Annotated in this window: 14 protein-coding genes; 12 read left to right on the top strand and 2 right to left on the bottom strand. The window is 49.1% G+C overall.

Annotated features, from left to right (window positions below; translation table 11 throughout):
- The first annotated feature begins 30 nt into the window (after positions 1 to 30).
- Together AC4IFB_RS07050 and lolD are read left to right on the top strand one after the other, a co-directional pair.
- The gene (locus AC4IFB_RS07050; protein ID WP_490776951.1) at positions 31 to 1,278 is read left to right on the top strand and encodes a lipoprotein-releasing ABC transporter permease subunit; all 1,248 of its coding nucleotides are present in this window, start codon (positions 31 to 33) and stop codon (positions 1,276 to 1,278) included.
- Positions 1,271 to 1,957 carry a lipoprotein-releasing ABC transporter ATP-binding protein LolD gene (gene lolD, locus AC4IFB_RS07055; RefSeq protein ID WP_490776950.1) on the top strand — a complete coding sequence of 229 codons (687 nt, stop codon included), beginning with the start codon at positions 1,271 to 1,273 and terminating at the stop codon, positions 1,955 to 1,957. Before AC4IFB_RS07050 ends, lolD begins: the two co-directional genes overlap by 8 nt.
- 41 nt (positions 1,958 to 1,998) lie before the next feature.
- On the opposite strand, the gene AC4IFB_RS07060 is transcribed toward lolD, so the two are convergent.
- Complete coding sequence (locus tag AC4IFB_RS07060; RefSeq protein WP_490776949.1) at positions 1,999 to 2,532, bottom strand: DUF2062 domain-containing protein; 534 nt, start codon at positions 2,530 to 2,532, stop codon at positions 1,999 to 2,001.
- 186 nt (positions 2,533 to 2,718) lie between these two features.
- Between AC4IFB_RS07060 and AC4IFB_RS07065 the strand changes: the two genes are divergently transcribed.
- The 7 genes from AC4IFB_RS07065 to AC4IFB_RS07095 all read left to right on the top strand — a co-directional run bounded on the left by AC4IFB_RS07065 (position 2,719) and on the right by AC4IFB_RS07095 (position 9,503).
- Positions 2,719 to 5,007 (top strand): DNA internalization-related competence protein ComEC/Rec2, encoded by a 2,289-nt coding sequence (locus tag AC4IFB_RS07065; RefSeq protein WP_490779775.1) that lies wholly within the window; start codon positions 2,719 to 2,721, stop codon positions 5,005 to 5,007.
- 229 nt (positions 5,008 to 5,236) lie between these two features.
- Positions 5,237 to 5,848 carry a MotA/TolQ/ExbB proton channel family protein gene (locus AC4IFB_RS07070; protein ID WP_490776947.1) on the top strand — a complete coding sequence of 204 codons (612 nt, stop codon included), beginning with the start codon at positions 5,237 to 5,239 and terminating at the stop codon, positions 5,846 to 5,848.
- A gap of 1 nt (position 5,849) precedes the next feature.
- On the top strand, positions 5,850 to 6,269 hold the full coding sequence (locus AC4IFB_RS07075) for an ExbD/TolR family protein (RefSeq protein WP_490779776.1): 420 nt from the start codon (positions 5,850 to 5,852) through the stop codon (positions 6,267 to 6,269).
- A gap of 13 nt (positions 6,270 to 6,282) precedes the next feature.
- Positions 6,283 to 7,278 (top strand): tetraacyldisaccharide 4'-kinase, encoded by a 996-nt coding sequence (gene lpxK / locus AC4IFB_RS07080; protein ID WP_490776945.1) that lies wholly within the window; start codon positions 6,283 to 6,285, stop codon positions 7,276 to 7,278.
- Positions 7,259 to 7,447 carry a Trm112 family protein gene (locus tag AC4IFB_RS07085; RefSeq protein ID WP_490776944.1) on the top strand — a complete coding sequence of 63 codons (189 nt, stop codon included), beginning with the start codon at positions 7,259 to 7,261 and terminating at the stop codon, positions 7,445 to 7,447. Before lpxK ends, AC4IFB_RS07085 begins: the two co-directional genes overlap by 20 nt.
- A 4-nt stretch (positions 7,448 to 7,451) precedes the next feature.
- Entirely contained in the window at positions 7,452 to 8,225 is a 774-nt protein-coding gene (kdsB, locus tag AC4IFB_RS07090) for a 3-deoxy-manno-octulosonate cytidylyltransferase (protein ID WP_490779777.1), read from the top strand.
- Between the two features lie 453 nt (positions 8,226 to 8,678).
- Positions 8,679 to 9,503, top strand: a complete 825-nt coding sequence (locus AC4IFB_RS07095) for a sensor histidine kinase (protein ID WP_490779778.1) — start codon at positions 8,679 to 8,681, stop codon at positions 9,501 to 9,503.
- A 10-nt stretch (positions 9,504 to 9,513) separates the two neighbouring features.
- On the opposite strand, the gene AC4IFB_RS07100 is transcribed toward AC4IFB_RS07095, so the two are convergent.
- On the bottom strand, positions 9,514 to 10,176 hold the full coding sequence (locus AC4IFB_RS07100; RefSeq protein WP_490776941.1) for a response regulator: 663 nt from the start codon (positions 10,174 to 10,176) through the stop codon (positions 9,514 to 9,516).
- 547 nt (positions 10,177 to 10,723) lie between these two features.
- Here AC4IFB_RS07100 and AC4IFB_RS07105 point away from each other — a divergent pair.
- From AC4IFB_RS07105 to AC4IFB_RS07115, 3 genes are read left to right on the top strand one after another with little or no spacing between them, the layout of a single operon-like run.
- On the top strand, positions 10,724 to 16,732 hold the full coding sequence (locus AC4IFB_RS07105; RefSeq protein WP_490779779.1) for a right-handed parallel beta-helix repeat-containing protein: 6,009 nt from the start codon (positions 10,724 to 10,726) through the stop codon (positions 16,730 to 16,732).
- Positions 16,733 to 16,870 (top strand): hypothetical protein, encoded by a 138-nt coding sequence (locus AC4IFB_RS07110; RefSeq protein ID WP_490776939.1) that lies wholly within the window; start codon positions 16,733 to 16,735, stop codon positions 16,868 to 16,870.
- Entirely contained in the window at positions 16,867 to 18,141 is a 1,275-nt protein-coding gene (locus tag AC4IFB_RS07115) for a multicopper oxidase domain-containing protein (protein WP_490779780.1), read from the top strand. Before AC4IFB_RS07110 ends, AC4IFB_RS07115 begins: the two co-directional genes overlap by 4 nt.
- The last annotated feature ends 25 nt before the right edge of the window (positions 18,142 to 18,166 follow it).

Below are 18,166 nucleotides of genomic sequence, written 5' to 3' on the forward strand. Positions count from 1 at the left end.
AGTGGCAACTTTGTGTTTTAATGCCGAGCTATGTTTAAACCGATCGAATTATTTATCGGCCTGCGCTATACACGAGCAAAACGTCGAAATCACTTCATCTCCTTTATCTCAATGATCTCCATGGTCGGGATCATGCTTGGGGTTGTGGCTTTGATTGTTGTGTTATCAGTTATGAACGGCTTTCACAAAGAGATCCGTGAACGGATTCTCGGAATGGCCTCCCATGCAACAATTTCCGGCGTCAATGGGGAGCTGACAGATTGGCGGGAAGTTCAATCTGAAGCTGCCAAATATCCCCATGTGATCGGAGAAGCCCCCTATGTTGAGGGGCAGGGCATGTTGATCAGTGGTCAGAAAGTCAGTGGTGTGCTGTTGAGGGGGATCTTGCCAGAAGAGGAAGGTGAGGTCTCTGAAGTTATATCATCCATTATCCATGGATCGATAGAGACATTGCAGCCAGGAGATTACGGTATTGTTCTGGGGCGTGAACTTGCTTCAGTTCTGGATGTTGGAGTTGGCGATAGGGTCACCCTGGTAACGCCACAGGTCAACGTAACACCTGCCGGGATAATGCCACGATTGAAACGTCTCAGGGTCAGCGCCATTTTTCAGGTGGGTATGGGAGAGTATGACCGTGGTGTTGCTATTCTGCATATCATAGATGCAGCGAAACTGATGCGTTTGCAGGATGGGATTACCGGTATTCGATTGAAATTGGATGATCTCTATCTGGCACCTCAGGTTTCCCGTGAGTTGGCGATGAAGATGGGGGGCTATTACCGTATCAGCGACTGGACTATGCAGCATCGAAACTTCTTTTCTGCACTAAGAACCGAGAAACGGATGATGACCATTATCCTCTCCCTGATCGTTGCTGTGGCAGCTTTCAATATAGTTTCGACAATGGTTATGGTTGTTACTGATAAGCAGTCGGATATTGCAATCCTGCGTACCTTAGGCGCATCACCCCAGTCGATTATGGGGATTTTTATGGTTCAGGGGGCGACAATCGGTATTGTAGGTAACATTCTAGGAATGGCCGGGGGCATGCTGCTGGCCCACAATGTGGAAGAGATTGTGAGTTGGATAGAGCGCACATTGAGCGTCGACTTTCTCGATCCCAGTATCTACTACATCACCAAGCTGCCATCAGATCCCCATACCAGCGATATGTTGTTTATTGGTGGCATGGCCTTTCTGATTACGCTGATTGCAACACTCTATCCAGCGTGGAAAGCATCCCGCACCCAGCCTGCTGAGGCATTGCGATATGAGTGAAGCTGGTTTAGTACTGGAAGCCAGTAATCTGGTCAGGACTTTCGCACAAGGTGATCTCTATGTGGAGGTTCTGCAGGATGTCTGCTTGCAGTTAAAAGAGGGGGAGCGGGTAGCCATCGTTGGGGCATCCGGTTCAGGAAAGAGCACTTTACTGCACTGCCTTGGTGGACTGGATAGACCGGATTCAGGCTCGATCATCCTCAATGGTCAGGATCTGCTGAGTCTCAATGAACGGGATAAAGGAAAGTTAAGAAATCAAAGCATGGGCTTTGTCTATCAATTTCACCACCTGCTACCGGAATTTACCGCTTTGGAAAATGTGGCGATGCCACTGTTGATAGGTGGTCAATCGGTCACTAGTGCCCGGGATCAGGCGGCTGAAATGCTGCAACAGGTTGGTTTGGCCAAGCGGACACACCATAAACCCAACGAACTCTCTGGTGGTGAGCGCCAACGGGCCGCATTGGCAAGAGCCCTGGTTCACCACCCAGCTTGTGTTTTAGCCGATGAGCCAACAGGCAATCTGGATAGAAAAACAGCAGAGCAGGTCTATGAATTGATGTTACAGCTTAATACAGAGCGTAAGGTCAGTTTTATCGTGGTCACTCATGATGTGGATCTAGCCGCGCGCATGGATCGGACGTTGCATTTAGTAGATGGCAGATTAGCTAATCAGTAGCTCTAAACATATTGAGTAAATCAGTGGCCCTGCAGAAAGGCTCATTTAGAGACTTTTGGGGATGGACATCTACGTCGTCGACTTTTCCATTTTTCTATTACTCGCCAGCGCCAGATCCATAGAATCAGACTGTAACCAATGATTGATGAGATTGTGGCGCAGACCAGTGAGCCGACGATCAGAGGGATCAAAATATCAAAACCGGCGCTCTGCAGCCATTCCACGCTGAATTGGAAAGGCTCCAGTGTCGCTTCATCACCAGTGATTGAAGTTCCTACCCGGTATGCGAAATAAAACATAGGGGGGATGGTGATTGGATTGGTAATCCATACCAAGACAACAGAGAGAGGTAGGTTGACCCGGAAAAAGATGGCTGCGGCAGCTGCAAAAACCATCTGAAAAGGGAAGGGCAAAAAGGCCATGAAAAGGCCTACTGCGAATGCGCCTGAGACAGAGTGTCTATTCAGGTGCCAGAGGTTGGGGTCATGGAGTAGATTGCCAAATATCTGCAGGTGTTTGTGATTACGCACCTGGTCGTGATGGGGCAGCAGACGTTTGATGAGTCGTTTTGGCATGTCTGTTGTTAAAAAACGGTCTCAATGGCTATTAGTGGGTGCAACCGGATTGCAAGCATCAGCAAAGCATGGGAAATGTCCTCTGCTGGTTGATCTAAAAACTGATTCTTCCATGAAAAACTCTTGAGATACTAAAAGATAGAGTATACCTGATGGAAAGGGAATGGATGGTGACAAGGAGAAGTCATGAATTGGATTCTTATCTGTTTTGTTATAGGGGCAACACTGTTTCATCAACTGGATGCCCTGCCTGGGTTAAAGTGGCTGTCACTACTTCTATTTGTACCATTCCTTTGGCGATTCACTCAGTTACGTCCATGGCTGGGGCTTTTAATAGGCCTTGCATGGAGTCTACTTCATGCCAGCTTCTCCCTGCAACAGCAGTTGCCTGTCTCATTAGAACGTAGTGATATGGTTCTGCAAGGGGTGGTGGATTCCCTGCCCGTAAAGCGTGGTCTTATTTCTCATTTTCGGATGCGTGTAATCTCGCTTCATGATGCTGACGATGTGGCGTACAAAATTTCTCATGTCCAACTCAGTTGGTACGGCGCCCACCAACCACTGAAAGTCGGAGATAGCTGGCGTTTGAAGGTGAGATTAATCCGGCCAAGAGGCACTCAGAATCCTGCAGGATTCGATCATGAACGTTGGCTGTTTCTACAGCAGATTGATGCCAAAGGATATGTTCGGAAGTGGCAGGGAAATGAGCAAATTGATGCTGTATTGATTCCATCATGGATAGGGCGCTTACGTCAAAGCATTGCCGGTGCCATAGACCACTATACAGATGCACCTCAAGCTGCGGCACTATTGAAGGCGCTGGCTGTCGGTGACAAGCGGGGCATCGATCAACAAGCCTGGCAGGTCTTTAGCAGCACGGGAACCAACCATCTGATGGCGATATCCGGTTTGCATGTCGGTTTGGTTGCCGACTGGTTACTGATTACAGGATCCTGGCTCTGGCGTCGTAGCAGCAGGCTATGTTTGATCTGGCCAGCACTCAAGGCGGGTGCCCTGATCGCTCTGCTGGGAGCAATAGGCTACGCCGCCTTAGCAGGATTTACGCTCCCCACACAACGTGCACTGCTGATGTTGGTGACCACCCTTGGTGCAGTGATTCTTGGGTATCGTGTGCAGTTTGGACGAAGCCTGCTGCTTGCCCTGTTTCTGGTTGTCCTGATCGATCCATTGGCAACGCTGAGTATCGGTTTTTGGCTCTCTTTCATCGCTGTGGCAGTGATATTGTGGCATATGGGAGGGCGAGTTGTTCCAATGCGTGGTTGGCGCCAGGGAGTGCGAATACAGCTGGCCGTTACCCTGGGGTTACTGCCGGTGCTGTTTCTCTTCTTTGGTCAGGTCTCTATGATCTCGCCCTTGGTCAATCTGATAATGGTGCCTTGGTTCAGTATGGTTTTAGTGCCGATGATGCTGATTGGTTTACCTGCTTTGCTTATTCCTGAGTTGGCCCAGATCTGGTTTAACTGGCTCGGCACCCTCTCCGGGATGACCTTCGATACCCTGCAATGGTTCTCAACTCTGTCGTTCGCGGTCTCTGAATTGCCGGCACAAGAGACGCTCTTCTGGTTCTCTGCTTTGGTTGGGTGCCTGCTTCTGATTATGCCCAGTGGCATTCCCGGCCGGGGGATGGGGATCTGGCTTTGTCTGCCTGTTCTGCTATCGACACCGGAGCGGCCAGAAGAGGGTGAATTATGGTTCACACTACTGGATGTGGGTCAGGGGCTGGCTTGTGTTATAGAGACCAGTAATCATTTGATAATCTACGACACAGGACCAAAGCGTGGTACAGCTCAGGATGCGGCTGAATCAGTTATCATTCCGTTCCTCAGATCGCGTGGTCACGACCAGATCGATCTTTTACTGGTGAGTAATGGAGATAGGGATCATGCCGGGGGTTTGGAGACGCTCGTCAAAGCGATTCCTACTGAGAGAATATTGGCTGGAGAGCCGGAGTTGATTGATCAGGCTCAACCCTGTCGCGCTGGAGAAGCGTGGTCATTGGATGGTGTCAGTTTTCAGATACTCCATCCAACCGCAGAGGCAAGCTATAAGAGACGTAATGATCGTTCCTGCGTGTTGAAGATAGTCAGCGGCGATTGGGGCATTCTGCTTCCGGGAGATATTGAAAAAGCGGCTGAAGAGCAATTGATAGATCAGAGCCCTGAGTATTTGAAATCGAAACTGATCGTGGCACCACACCATGGCTCAAACAGCTCCTCATCCCCTGAGTTTGTGACCGCTGTCGATCCTGAGTGGGTTCTATTTTCAACTGGGTACAAAAACAGCTATGGTTTCCCCAGACCTGAGGTAATTGAACGCTGGCGGCTTCAAGGTGCTGATAATCTGAATACGGCGCTGAGCGGTGCGATTGAATTTCGAATTGCAGCTGGAGAAAAAAATCCACTGCCTCGGCTCTACCGGGTGTTAAATGGTCGATACTGGCACAATAGGGAGTGAATATCGGGCTCTCCCAGAGGCGCAACGAATCGCTTCCTATGGGCCTGTCCACAAGCGCCATTGGCTGTGTTAGGCTTGCGTGATCTAGAGACTGCTAGTCGCCGCTCGTATTGCTTGCCAATGAGACTTGTGGTGCGGACGAGAGTTGCCGAATTTACTGCACGGCACATTAGGAACATGGCCTGATCGAGCGATCTGTTAGTGAAATGCAATAAAAGGAAAAGGATAAGTGTTTGAACTTGTAAAATCGGGCGGATGGCTGATGCTGCCTATCATCATCTGTTCCATCGTTGCATTGGGTATCGTCATTGAGCGTTTCTGGTCCCTGCAGCACAAAAAGGTTATGCCGGATTATCTGATGAAGCAGATTCTACAGCTTCACCAGGAGAATAAACTGAGCCTGGCGGACTTGAACAAGTTAAAAAGCAGTTCACCTCTGGGAAGAATACTTGCCGCTGGGCTGGTCAATCGAAATCATGACAAAGATGTGATGAAAGAGGCGATCGAAGAGGTTGGGCGTCAGGTTGTGCACGAGCTTGAACGTTACCTCAATACATTAGGCACGATTGCATCGATCTCTCCACTGCTCGGCCTGCTTGGTACGGTCATCGGCATGATCAAAGTCTTCAGCGTCATTGTGACTTCAGGAGTAGGTGATCCCGGTGTTTTGGCGGGAGGTATCTCTGAAGCCCTGATAACTACAGCTGCGGGGCTTTCTGTAGCAATACCCAGCCTGATGTTTCATCGTTATTTTACTGGCCTGATCGACAGACTGGTGATCGGTATGGAAGAGCGGGCATTGAAGATGGTCGAAGTGATACACGGTGAGAGAGAGCGCTGAAATGAATTTCAGACTGAAGCCTCGAAAAACACCTGAGGTGGATATCACGCCACTTATCGATGTTGTGTTTTTATTGTTGATATTTTTCATGGTATCGACAACCTTCGAACATGAGAGCCAGATCCTTATCGAACTACCCGAAGCGACCGGTGAGGAACTTCAGCGTGAAAAGAATGAGCTGGATATAACCATCAATATTGCCGGAACCTTTTTTGTCAATCAGAGAGAAGTTGTCAATACAGAAATCGAAACCTTGAAAATGGCAATCAGTAAAGCCATTGGTGAAGAGGGGAATATCCCGGTGATTATCAATGCAGATGCTCGTACCCCCCACCAGTCGGTGATGACCGCAATGGATGCAGCGAGTCAGCTTGGTTTGACCAAGATGACATTTTCAGCCCATAAGCCGGCAGAAGAGTGAGGCTTTCTCTACATTGAATTGGATTGAATCTTCCTGGCAGGAGCGGCGACTTTCAACGCTGTTACTGTTGCCTTTGAGTGGCTTGTTTTGCCTGGTTGCTCTACTAAGAAGATGGTTCTATCGGTTGGGTCTCTTCAGTAGTCGGAGTGTGGGAAAGCCGGTGATCATTGTTGGCAATATCACAGTGGGAGGCACTGGAAAAACGCCACTCATCGTTTGGATGGCTCAGCAACTGACTGAGTTGGGCTATAGGCCAGGCATTATCACAAGAGGCTATGGTGGTCAGTCGAAGAGCTGGCCTTGTGAAGTCACATCCGATAGTGGTGCAGGGCAGGTGGGTGATGAAGCGATATTGCTCAAACGACATAGTGGATGTCCAGTCTATGCAGGGCCAGACCGCCCAGAAACTGCAGAACAGTTAATTTCCAACTACCAATGTGATCTCATTCTCTCTGATGACGGATTGCAGCATTACGCGTTGCAACGGGATCTGGAAATTGTTGTGATTGATGGTCAGCGTCGTTTTGGTAACGGCTACTGCCTTCCCGCCGGCCCCTTGCGAGAGACCCCAAAAAGAGTGAATAGTGTTGATTTGGTGATTGTAAACGGCCAAGCCAATACAGATGAATACCAGATGAGTGTTACAGGCAAGATGGCAATCCCTCTTAACGGAGAGTTGGCTGCTAAGGCCCTGGTCGAGTTTTCAGGGAGCCGTGTCGATGCAGTAGCGGGTATTGGGAATCCTGAGCGATTTTTTTCTATGCTTGAACTATCAGGGCTCAGGGTTGATCGCCATGTTTTTCCAGATCATCATCCCTTTTCCGCTGATGATTTGGCCGCTTATCGTGACAACACAGTTCTCATGACCGAGAAAGATGCTGTAAAGTGCGAAAAGTACGCTCAATCTAATCACTGGTATGTACCTGCGACTGCGAAGGTAGATCCTGAATTCGAACAACTATTTTTGACGAAGGTAAAAAGGCTCTTAGATGGACAGAAAACTGCTTGATATTTTGGTTTGCCCTGTATGTAAGGGAAAACTCCTGTATATGAAAAAAGAGCAAGAGCTGATATGCCGCGCTGATCGATTGGCCTATCCCATACGTGACGAAATACCTGTCATGTTGGAAGAAGAGGCGAGGAAATTAGCAGCAGATGAAGAGATTCCAGAAGGATAAAACGATGGGTTTCAAAGTTGTCATTCCTGCCCGATACGCTTCAGTTCGCCTGCCTGGAAAACCGTTGCTGCCGATTGCCGGTAAACCGATGATTCAGCATGTTTTTGAGAGAGCTGTCGAGAGTGGAGCCGAAGAGGTGGTTGTTGCCACAGACAGTCAGCAGATTGCAGATGTCTGTGGGACATTCTCAGCAGATATCTGTATGACATCAGCAGATCATCGCAGTGGCTCTGATCGTATTGCTGAGGTGGTGGCACTGAAAAATTGGGGGGAGGATGAGATTGTGGTCAATCTGCAGGGAGACGAACCCTGTATGCCGCCTGAGCTGCTGACTCAGGTTGCAGATGATATGAGTCGACACGAAGTCGCAGGTGTCACTACCTTGTCTGCTGCGATCACTGATCGAAATATGTTGTTTGACCCCCATGTGGTCAAAGTTGTGACGGATCAGCAGGGTTATGCGCTCTACTTCAGTCGTGCGCCCATTCCCTGGCATCGTGATGAGTTTTTGCAGGCTGAGAGCCCCTTACCCAAGGAGACCGGCTTTTCCCGGCATATCGGTCTGTATGCCTATCGTGCTGGCTATCTGGCACGTTTTGTTTCCTGGGAGCACGCCCCCATCGAAAGGGCGGAATCCCTGGAGCAGCTCAGGGTACTCTGGCATGGAGGCAGGATTCATGTCAGTAATGCTAAGGTCGATCCTGGTCATGGCGTGGATACACGTGATGATATTTCAAAAGTAGAAGCGCTTCTCCAGGGATCTCAGACAAATCCTTGAGATTTCCACACAGGGCAACAGTTCTATTCTCCCTTCCCTGGATTTAAAAATCTTCTCAAGAACGGGCAGGTAGGCCCGTTTTTGAACAATTTCCCGGATATTACACTTCCCTGTTGATGAGATTCCAAGTCATTGACAATTATCAAACAGTGTAAAATTATTCGACGCTACCCATGAAATAGGGCATTTAACCCATTGCGATTTAGGAATCAAAGGCATATCTGTCGAGATACTTTACACTGATCAAATTAATAACTGAGAGTGATTTATCAAGTAACAAAAATAACTTACTGTAATTAAAGGATAATATACTATTTGGCATGAACCGTGCAAATAATGAATCCCAATTAGGCTGAGATATAAAATGTGATGCAAAACCAGTTCATTTTTTTTATTACCAGCCGAAACACTGTTTAAATAAAACAAAATAATAAAAGGGAATATATGACCTTAATGAAAGACAAGTTGGGCAGTATCAGTCTGAATGAAATTTCCGCAATCAGACTCTCTTCTTCAGCCTTTCCTGTCACCGAAAGGGAGCTCACTTCAGGCATATCTATCAACGACAAGGTCAAGCCAACCGATCCTCATCTATCAGACGGCTTAGCCTGTCTCAAAAAAACCAGTCACACCTCTCACCCCTTTGTAACTTCAGAGGAGGAGGAGAGAAAGCGCATATCCCGGGAACTTCATGATGGTCTAGGACAGCTACTTACCGGTATGGGTCTCCATGTGCAGCGTTGCCTGAATGATTGTGATGAAAATCAGGATCAGGCAATGCCGGCTGAACATCGCGATTCACTTGAGGCTATATCCTCAATGGTCAAACAGGCGATGTCTGAAGTCAGGTCAATCTGCAGTGCTATTCGACCTGCCATACTTGATGATCTTGGGGTGCTTCCTGCTATCTCATGGCAGTGTCGTCAAATCTCTAAAATTTGCAGCGATACTCAAGTCGTAACCGATTTTGATGTTGATGAGAGCGCAATCCCTGATGACTACAAAAGTGTCATCTATCGTATTGTCCAGGAGTCACTGAATAACGCAGTCAAATATTCTAAAGCGAAGACAATCAGTGTCTCACTTTTACAGGCCCACGATGCGATTCATCTGCTGGTTATTGATGATGGTGTTGGTTTCGACCCTTCTGAAATTCAGGGTAAAATTGGCATGGGTCTGGTTGGTATGCGTGAGCGGGCAGAGTCAGTCGAAGGTAGAATCCGAATCGATACCGGAATCAATCAAGGCGTTCAGATTCGCGCATCTTTTCCACTCTAAACCGATCTTCTTAGCGGTTGATTATACCTTTCTCCAAGGCATAAGTGGTCAATGCAGAGACGCTGTGCAGATCGAGTTTCTTCATTAAATTCGCGCGGTGTTTTTCCACTGTTTTTACACTGATACAGAGATAGTCAGCCATGCTTTTATTGGTGTGGCCTTCTGCGATCAATTTCAGAATTTGGCGCTCTCTTTGGGTAATTGTGTCCCAGCGGGTAAGTGGTTCCTGATTGACATTGTTGGTATGTAAATAGCTGTTGACTACTTTCTCTGTAATTTCCGCACTCAGGTAGGTTTTTCCTTCCAGCACCCTTTCAGCCGCAACCATCAATTCGTTCTGGGTTGCATCTTTCAGTACATAACCATTGGCGCCAGCTTTAAGGCTTGCCAGTACATACTCTTCTTCATTGTGAACTGTAAGAACCAGGGCTTTAACTTCCGGCATTCTCTCTTTGATTTCCCTGACCGCATCCATTCCATTGAGACCAGGCATATTTAAATCCATAATCACAAGGTCGGGTTTGAGTTCTATGGTTCTTCGGATGGCATCCCGCCCGTTATCAGCTTCCCCAATAATCTCGAAATTTGGATTCGATGTGAGTAATGCCTTTAATCCGGCGCGCAGAATTGTGTGATCTTCTGCGATAAGGATATTCTTTTTATCTGAGCTCATGTTCTTCGTTTGTTCTCGAGCAGCCGGGCGTTAAAAGTTCAGGATCCATTGTTTTACACGCTTCCCTGAAAGTTTAGTTGGGGATGACCTCGAAGCAAGCTTGAATGTCATCAATAATTGTCAGTCAGGGAATTTAGATCGTCTATTCAAATTCAGATAACAGTTCAACAGCGTATCCAATTATTGCACTCAACCATTACCTGGTTGGCCACTAGAATGCAGACCCTCTTATTCCAAATGAGAGGCCAGGATTGCCTGGTCAAATTCCCTCCAACATAACTATTACATTTAACTGCGCTGTATACCATATCCCATCAATTGAACACCCTACCAGGTAGGTAGGGTTTCTACCCCGCTCAACTACATATTTTCAGACCCGCAGGGTAGGGGCGAACCCCGGCCAAAGGCGTAGTACCACTCAAAGACCATATATATAAGGAAACGTATGATTAGCTGCAAGTGCTGGTAAAGGGGCCAGTATATCTGGCTGGCTTGTATGCAAGCCCCGGAAAGTTTGTTGACCAATTAGGGTCTGGAGAAAGAAACCATGATAAACGAGAATCAGGGTTACAAAAACAGAGTAGCGATGATATTCATTATGCTGACTCTGCTTTTTTTAAGTACCGCAGTAAATGCTGCGCGTTTTAACCTGAATGTAGTGGATGGCGCAGGTAACCCAGTGGAAGGTTTCCGCTGGATGATTCAGGACGACACCACATTTCCGGTGGATCCTGCTGCCCCGGCGACGACTGCTGATGAGCTGCTCTCACTGAGCTTTCACAGGAGTTATGCACCTGTCGGAAAGGCACAGAATGATGCCAGAGGCATGAGTGGCAATACAGATCTCTCAAGTGTAGAGATTTTGAATGTTACTCCGGGTAGATACTATGTATCCGTGTTGCCCTACAGTGGTCATGGCATTACTGGTGGTTCGGTAACTGTATTACCAAACGCCAACGATCCGGATAACATGCTTGATGATCTGACGGTGACATCTCAGGCCTATCCGATTCCTACTGCACAGATCTCGATCTTTCTCTTCCATGATAACTATCCAATCAATGGTGCGCCTGATCTTCCAGAAGAGACCAATCCAGCGCCAGGTGAGCCTGGTCATGTGGATTGGACTCAGTTTAACCTCTTTCTCGAAGAGCCTGCCGGTCGTTATGGACAGGCTGGTGGACAGGTCATTCAAGACGCTTTCGGTAACTATCTCGGTACCTCCTATCGTGAAGATTGCGATATCAACGGTCAACCCGATACCGATGTATTCACCAATTTCATCTGCTACGTAGATGGCGCGCCGATTATTGATCAACTGGGTAACGGAACACTGCAGCCCAATGAAGACGGCCTGCTGCTTGTTAAAAACCTGGCGCCTGGTAAATATGGCATAATAATCAAGCCCCCGATCAAAGATACCAATGAAGCAACTGGTTGGCAGCAGACCAGTACCATCGAGGGCAGTAAGGTTATCGATGCCTGGGTCAAGGCAAATGAGCCTGCAGCTTTTGTTGAGTTCGGACCTCCTGGTCCACATGTCTTCGTCGGCTTCATTAAGTCGACTGCTGATGGTGGTTTTCCTGCGTTGACATCAACGCCAGGGGAACAGGTTGCCACCGTCACAGGTACGGTTACCGATATTCATATCTCCCGTCCTCCTTTTTCTCAGTTTTACAGTGGACGTGATTTTCCTGGTTGCTGGGTTGGTGTGAATGACATGGCTGCCGGTGGTGGTCAAGGTGTCTTCGCTACACCATGTATCAACAGTAATTTTTCAATTCCTGGTCTGAGTCCTGGTTCATATCAACTGGTTATTTTTGATGCCAACCTGGATGCAGTCATTAGTTTGCAGCCCTTTACCGTCGATCCGACTGGTGGTACCTGTAATCTTGGTGGCACCTGTAACTTTGGCGATGTAGGCGTCTTCAACTGGTTCTCCAGAGTCAATGCTGGCATTTTCTCTGATGAAGATCAGGATGGCTTCTGGGATCCAACTGAGGCCGGAATCGGGCCTGAGAGTCAGGATGTCTCACTGCGCTGGCGTGATGGCACCATCTATCAGAACTTTCCAACTGATGGTGAAGGCCTGGCGCCTTTCGATGAGAAGTTCCCCTTCTTTCATTGGTTGGTTGCGGAAGTCAGCTTTGCCAACAAGAAAGCTACCGGCGGTACTTTTGTAGTTGACGCTGGCGGTCCAGTGGACACCACCGCTACAGAGTTTCCAAGCTATGGTGAGCTGGTTCCTCAAGCCCAATGTACGGACTCATCCCAATACGATCCTGCGACCAACAGCTGTCCAGGATTTGAAGCCATCAACCCAAATACTGGTGATAATCTCTCTCGCACAGAGACCGGCCAGGTTTTGACGATGGGTATCCAGGGTTTTCTTGGACAAACCAATGTGATGCAATTTGGTAAGACCGACTATATCGGTTTCACCGAGGCTGATTTTACTGCTTTCCCACCTGTCCTACCGAAATTCGTTGGTGAAAATGGCGGCATTTCAGGTATGGTTTTCTATGCCACCACCCGTGCCGAAGACGATCCTAAGACTGCCGCTGCAGAAGTGTGGGAGCCTGGCATGCCAAGAGTGCAGCTGGCTCTATATGCAGATGGTGACATCGACTCCTTTCCAATAGGTGCCAGCTTCCCGAATGGAACTGATGCCTTTGGTGAAGCAACCTATGGTGATGTGGATTGGAATGGCGATGGTATCGCTCAACCTGATGACGGTGTAATCGATGATATCGATCTTAACGGCTGTGTCAGTTATGCCGACGTTAATAACTATCCATTCGATAACTTCCCTGGAGACGAGGATATAGATTACAACTGGTCCAATACGCCTGATGCAAATGGCGTTTGTATCCAGAATCCTGGTGCAGGTAACGGCGTATTTGATCTCAACGATGCACTGCAGGTCACTTACACTGACAGCTGGGACGACAGCATTCCAGAAGGGTGTCAGGGGCGAAACAATGTGGGTGTCGCTATTGTCGATCCTCCAATTGCTGATGACCGCTGTTTTGACGGACTGCGAAACTACAATCAGCTACGTGATGCTGTATTTGATGGTGGCTTTGCCTTTGCGGACTATGATCTTGGTCATCTGACCGCTATTGGTGGTAACACCGCAGCCGCTGTAGCAGACATCCAGAACTATCTGGTAAGTGCTGATGCCGCGGTTCGTGCGATCGATCCTGCTAAGGCGGATAACCTGCAACTAGGTATGCTGCCGAGCGACTACATCGTGCAGATGTCGACACCTCCAGGGTACGAAAACCTTAGAGAGGAACATAAGAACGTCGACTTCGGTGATGAGTACATCCCAGGTGAAGGCCAGGATTGGCGGGCTGATCTACAGGCTCTTCCACCATCATGCGTAGGTGAACCTCATGTTGTGCCCCAATATCTCACCATGGTCACTAAAGATGGCAGCGGTGATGCAGGAGTAGGTGATGCCAATCTGATCGATCCGGCTCTGGCTGGAGATGAAGGCGTCTATGCACCTTTCGCAGGTGATACTCGCCCATTGTGTGACATGAAACAGGTACCGCTCTCATCTGCACAGAATGCTGCAGCTGAGTTCTTCGTCATGACTCATGTACCAAAGGCAGGCAATATATCAGGTGTCATCCTGAACGATCTGGCCAATGAGTTCGATCCAAGCGCACCAAGCTTTGGTGAGAAGTATGCACCACCACATGTACCAGTCGCCTTCTATGACTGGAATGGTGATCTGGTGAACCGGGTCTATGCCGATCAGTATGGTCGTTTTGACGCTCTGGTGCCTTCGACCTCTACTGCCAATCTGCCGATGCCTTCCGGTATGTCACCTAACATGCTTGTCTCCTGCATGAACGACGCCGGTCCGATCAAGAATCCACAGTATGATCCAACTGCAGATACTGATGGTGATGGTATTGATGAGAACGGACAGTCGGCGCTGATTATCGATCCTTACTTTGATACTCAGTACAGCCAGTTCTGTTACACCTTCCAGTATATGCCGGGAACCATTACCTATCTGGATACTCCAGTGGTTCAGGTTGCGGCTTTTGCTGGTCCTGGACAGTTCCCGGTCGACTGCGAACGCCCAGACTCAACTCCGATGATCTCATCGGTGAAGCGTCGCAACAGCAGTGGCGGTGGCGGTCCTTTCGCTCTGCCAGGCCAGGAGATTCGCATCAACTCTATGGGTAACAACGTTGTTGTACCTAATCCAGAGTGGGATGGTGCTGATCTGGCGCTGAAGACAACGACCCGTGACTATCGCTTCTCAGCAGCTGCTGAAGCCTGGATTGAGGACGCCACTGGCACTCGCTCCCAGCTGACAGTAACAGGTGGAAACGGTAACCGGATCTTCGCAGCCATACCCGCCGGTACAGCAGCAGGTGAATATCAACTGACCGTTATTAATAGTGATGGTGCTGAAACACCTATCGGTGTAACACTGACAGTTGGTGTTGATGTTAACGGCACTGAGATGGGTCTGCGCGGTAATGGTACCTACTACAACGTAGTCAATATTCCAAGCGCCCAATATCCTACTATTCAGTCAGCTATTGGTAATCCACTGGAAGGTCAGCCTGGTGTTGAAGCTGGTGATCTGATTCTGGTTGCACCTGGTGTGTACGATGAGATGGTCATTATGTACAAGCCGGTTAAGCTCCAAGGCTGGGGCGCTGGTGCAGTAACCATCAATGCCAGAAAGTCACCGACTGAGAAGATTATCGCCTGGCGTGCACTTGCCCAATATCTGGTGGATGATGGTTCCATTACCCAGACACCAGGTCAGGTAAATGCACCTTTCGGTTTTCCTGGTCTGAACAACGGCGCCTTCCCAACGGAAGAGGGTGCAGGCGTGTTTGTTGCCGGTGTACGTAACGGCATCAACCGCTTTGGTCATCCCCGTAACCGTGGTGCCAGAATCGATGGTTTCACCATAATCGGTGCCAGCACCGGTGGCGGTATCATCGCCAATGGTTTTAACCAGTTCCTGCATATCGCTAACAATCGTTTGACTGCCAACTCAGGCTTCAACGGTGGTGGTATTCGTATCGGTCATCCTGACCTGACACACGCCATTGCCAATGAAAACGATCCTAGCTTTGTGGATGGCAATCCAAACCAGGCTGTTGGCTCATTGGTCTATGATGACGCGGTCAACGACCGAGTTCGTATTCACCATAACCACATCAGCCAGAACGGTACCCTTAACGGTGCAGGTGGCGGTATCTCTCTGAATACCGGCAGCGACAGTTATCGTGTACAGAAGAACTGGGTATGCGGCAACTTCAGCCAGGGCGGCGGTGGCGGTATCGCTCACCAGGGTCTCTCTCGTAACGGTCTGATCGAGGATAACACCATCCTTTTCAATGAGACCTTCCGTCAGACTCCCGGCAGTGCGCCGGCAGGTGGTGGTATCCTGGTTACAGGTCTGCCAGCACTTATTCCAGAGGATGAGACAGGTCTGCTGCTCTCACCTGGAACAGGTCATGTCACCATCGACGCCAACCTGATCCGGGGTAACCTGGCAGGTGCCGGTGACGGTAGCGGTATCATGCTCTCCAGCATCAATGGTCAGGATATTGGCCAGAATCTGGGTGCACGTGGTCCCTGGTATCGTGTCTTGGTCTACAACAACATGATCGACAACAACGTTGCTGGTGTAGCAGGCGCCTTGGCCCTGTTGGATTCACCTAAGGTCTTTATCCGTAACAATACAGTCGCCAACAACGACTCTACAGCTACCGGATCTCAGGCCTTCGCACCTGGCTCACCAAATCTCTCCACAGCTATGCCAGCGGGTATCGTCTCCCGTTATCACAGTGATGTGATGGATCAGCTGCTGAACCTGGATGAGAACTTTGGTGATGTATTTGTCGATCCGGATGTGTTTGGTAATCGCCCACAGGGTTCTGATTTCTCTGATCCGATCCTGCGTGACTCGATTGTCTATCACAACCGTTCATTCTTCTGGACCAACTTTGATGATCCAAACACATTGGTGATTGAAAACAGTCTGGTACCAGTGACCTGTGACACGCCTGCGGCACCTGTCGGTAACGCTAACTGCGATATCGCGACAGTGGCCTCGATGGATGATGTTTCCCGTGATCTTGCGGTGTTGAACGGTCTTGGAGTAAGCCCTGATTTTAGTCTCAATCCGATTAGATCACTGCTCCTGGCAGGTACGCCTTACAGTACAAATAACACCTATATCACTGGTGATCCTGGCTTTGCCAACGAGTACTTCAACGTAGGACGTAACAACACCTTGCTGTTCAACGAAGCGATTGGGCTGCAGACAGCAGCGGCTTTCGACGAGGGTGGCAACTTCATTCAGGTAGCTTTTGGTCCGCTCTCTCTAGTAGAGCCGGGAACAGCTGGAGCAACCCTGTTTGATTACCATCTGGCTGTTGGTTCAGATGCAATCAACAACGGTGGCAGTACCCCTGCCAACGGTCGGTTGAGTGTTGACTTTGACAATGATGCGAGGACACCAGCAGCTGGTCAGTCCGACATCGGTGCTGATGAGATGGTGCCTTAAATGAATAAGTCAAAACCAACAATTGAATTGTCCCTGACTGCGCCTGGCCAGGCGCAGGTCAAAGGACAAACAGAGCAAGAAAGTTATTTTGTCATTATGCCAGGCGGTTACAAGATCACGAGGAGTAACGCCCAATGAAAAAGTTTAGCAAAAATACACTCGCGGGAGCCATTGCATTGACGCTGCTGGGTTTCATGGGCAGCGCCGCTGCGGTGGTCAATATCCAGTGTCCCGGTGACAGCAACGGTGATGCGGTGATTGATGATCCATTGGCTCCGGATAACCACAAATGTATGAGCCTGGTTGCCGGTGATGGTTTTGCCGTCATGTCTGATGACAATCCGATGTATATCTTCGGTTTTGGTAATCAGACTGGAACCGCTGAGTCGAATGTCATCGCCAACGGTATCCTCGATGCAGAGTGGTCGGGCCCTACCATCGAACTTGATGAGGGAGATGAGTTCTGGCTCAACCTGACCAACGTGGGTACGGTGATACGTCCTGATCTGTTCGATCCACACACCATTCACTGGCATGGCTTTCCTAATGCCTCTGCAGTATTTGATGGTGTGCCTGAGGTTTCGATCAGTATCAACATGGGTGCGACCCTCTCCTACTACTACAATGTGGTCGAGCCTGGCACCTATCTCTATCACTGCCATGTGGAAGCCACAGAGCATATGGAGATGGGCATGTTGGCCAACCTCTATGTACATCCTCGTCAGGATGAGACAGGTTGTGTGAGTCCAAATCCAGGCTGCCCGATTGCCACAAGAAAAGGCGGTACTGATCTGGGCGCACCTTTAGGGTATGTCTACAACGACGACGATGGCAGCACAGCGTTTGATCATGAGGTGGCCCTGCAACTGTCCAGTTTTGATGCCGATTTCCATGATGCGAGTTTGTTTGTTCAACCTCTGCCATTCGCGCTACTGGAGGGTGAATATCCGCAGTTCAATGGTCGAGGCTATCCTGACACAGTCAGAGCAGGTGCTCTTCCTCCTCCTGTCGATGACGCAACGGGTAAGGTCACCGGCACTCCTGGTGAAATCCTTAACAATGGTACGCCCTCCCAAACTTTGGATTCAGTTATTGAAGTTAACCAGGGTGAGAGACTTTTGCTGAGACTTTCCAATGTGGGACTGGATCGCTTCTGGACCATTTCAGCGCCTGGTTTGAAGATGACAGTAGTCGGAACCGGTGCTCGCCACATGCGAGGTGCAGATGGTAAGAACCTCTATCACACCGCATCTTCACTGAACTTCGGTGGTGGTGAGACGCTTGACGTGATTGTCGAGACAGCAGACATCGCACCAGGGACCTACTTCCTGCATACAACTGAACTCCACCAGATGAGCAACATGACACAGTTCGATGGCGGCATGATCACTGAGATCGTCGTGAACTAAAGCCAAGCCGAGCTAGGAGATAATG

The organism is Candidatus Thiodiazotropha sp. AKIB8, assembly GCF_058244675.1.

Coding starts and splice junctions, on each gene's coding strand:
- AC4IFB_RS07050 (WP_490776951.1), top strand. CDS start 31: ATGTTTAAACCGATCGAATTATTTATCGGCCTGCGCTATACACGAGCA.
- lolD (WP_490776950.1), top strand. CDS start 1,271: ATGAGTGAAGCTGGTTTAGTACTGGAAGCCAGTAATCTGGTCAGGACT.
- AC4IFB_RS07060 (WP_490776949.1), bottom strand. CDS start 2,532: ATGCCAAAACGACTCATCAAACGTCTGCTGCCCCATCACGACCAGGTG.
- AC4IFB_RS07065 (WP_490779775.1), top strand. CDS start 2,719: ATGAATTGGATTCTTATCTGTTTTGTTATAGGGGCAACACTGTTTCAT.
- AC4IFB_RS07075 (WP_490779776.1), top strand. CDS start 5,850: ATGAATTTCAGACTGAAGCCTCGAAAAACACCTGAGGTGGATATCACG.
- AC4IFB_RS07085 (WP_490776944.1), top strand. CDS start 7,259: ATGGACAGAAAACTGCTTGATATTTTGGTTTGCCCTGTATGTAAGGGA.
- kdsB (WP_490779777.1), top strand. CDS start 7,452: ATGGGTTTCAAAGTTGTCATTCCTGCCCGATACGCTTCAGTTCGCCTG.
- AC4IFB_RS07095 (WP_490779778.1), top strand. CDS start 8,679: ATGAAAGACAAGTTGGGCAGTATCAGTCTGAATGAAATTTCCGCAATC.
- AC4IFB_RS07100 (WP_490776941.1), bottom strand. CDS start 10,176: ATGAGCTCAGATAAAAAGAATATCCTTATCGCAGAAGATCACACAATT.
- AC4IFB_RS07105 (WP_490779779.1), top strand. CDS start 10,724: ATGATAAACGAGAATCAGGGTTACAAAAACAGAGTAGCGATGATATTC.
- AC4IFB_RS07110 (WP_490776939.1), top strand. CDS start 16,733: ATGAATAAGTCAAAACCAACAATTGAATTGTCCCTGACTGCGCCTGGC.
- AC4IFB_RS07115 (WP_490779780.1), top strand. CDS start 16,867: ATGAAAAAGTTTAGCAAAAATACACTCGCGGGAGCCATTGCATTGACG.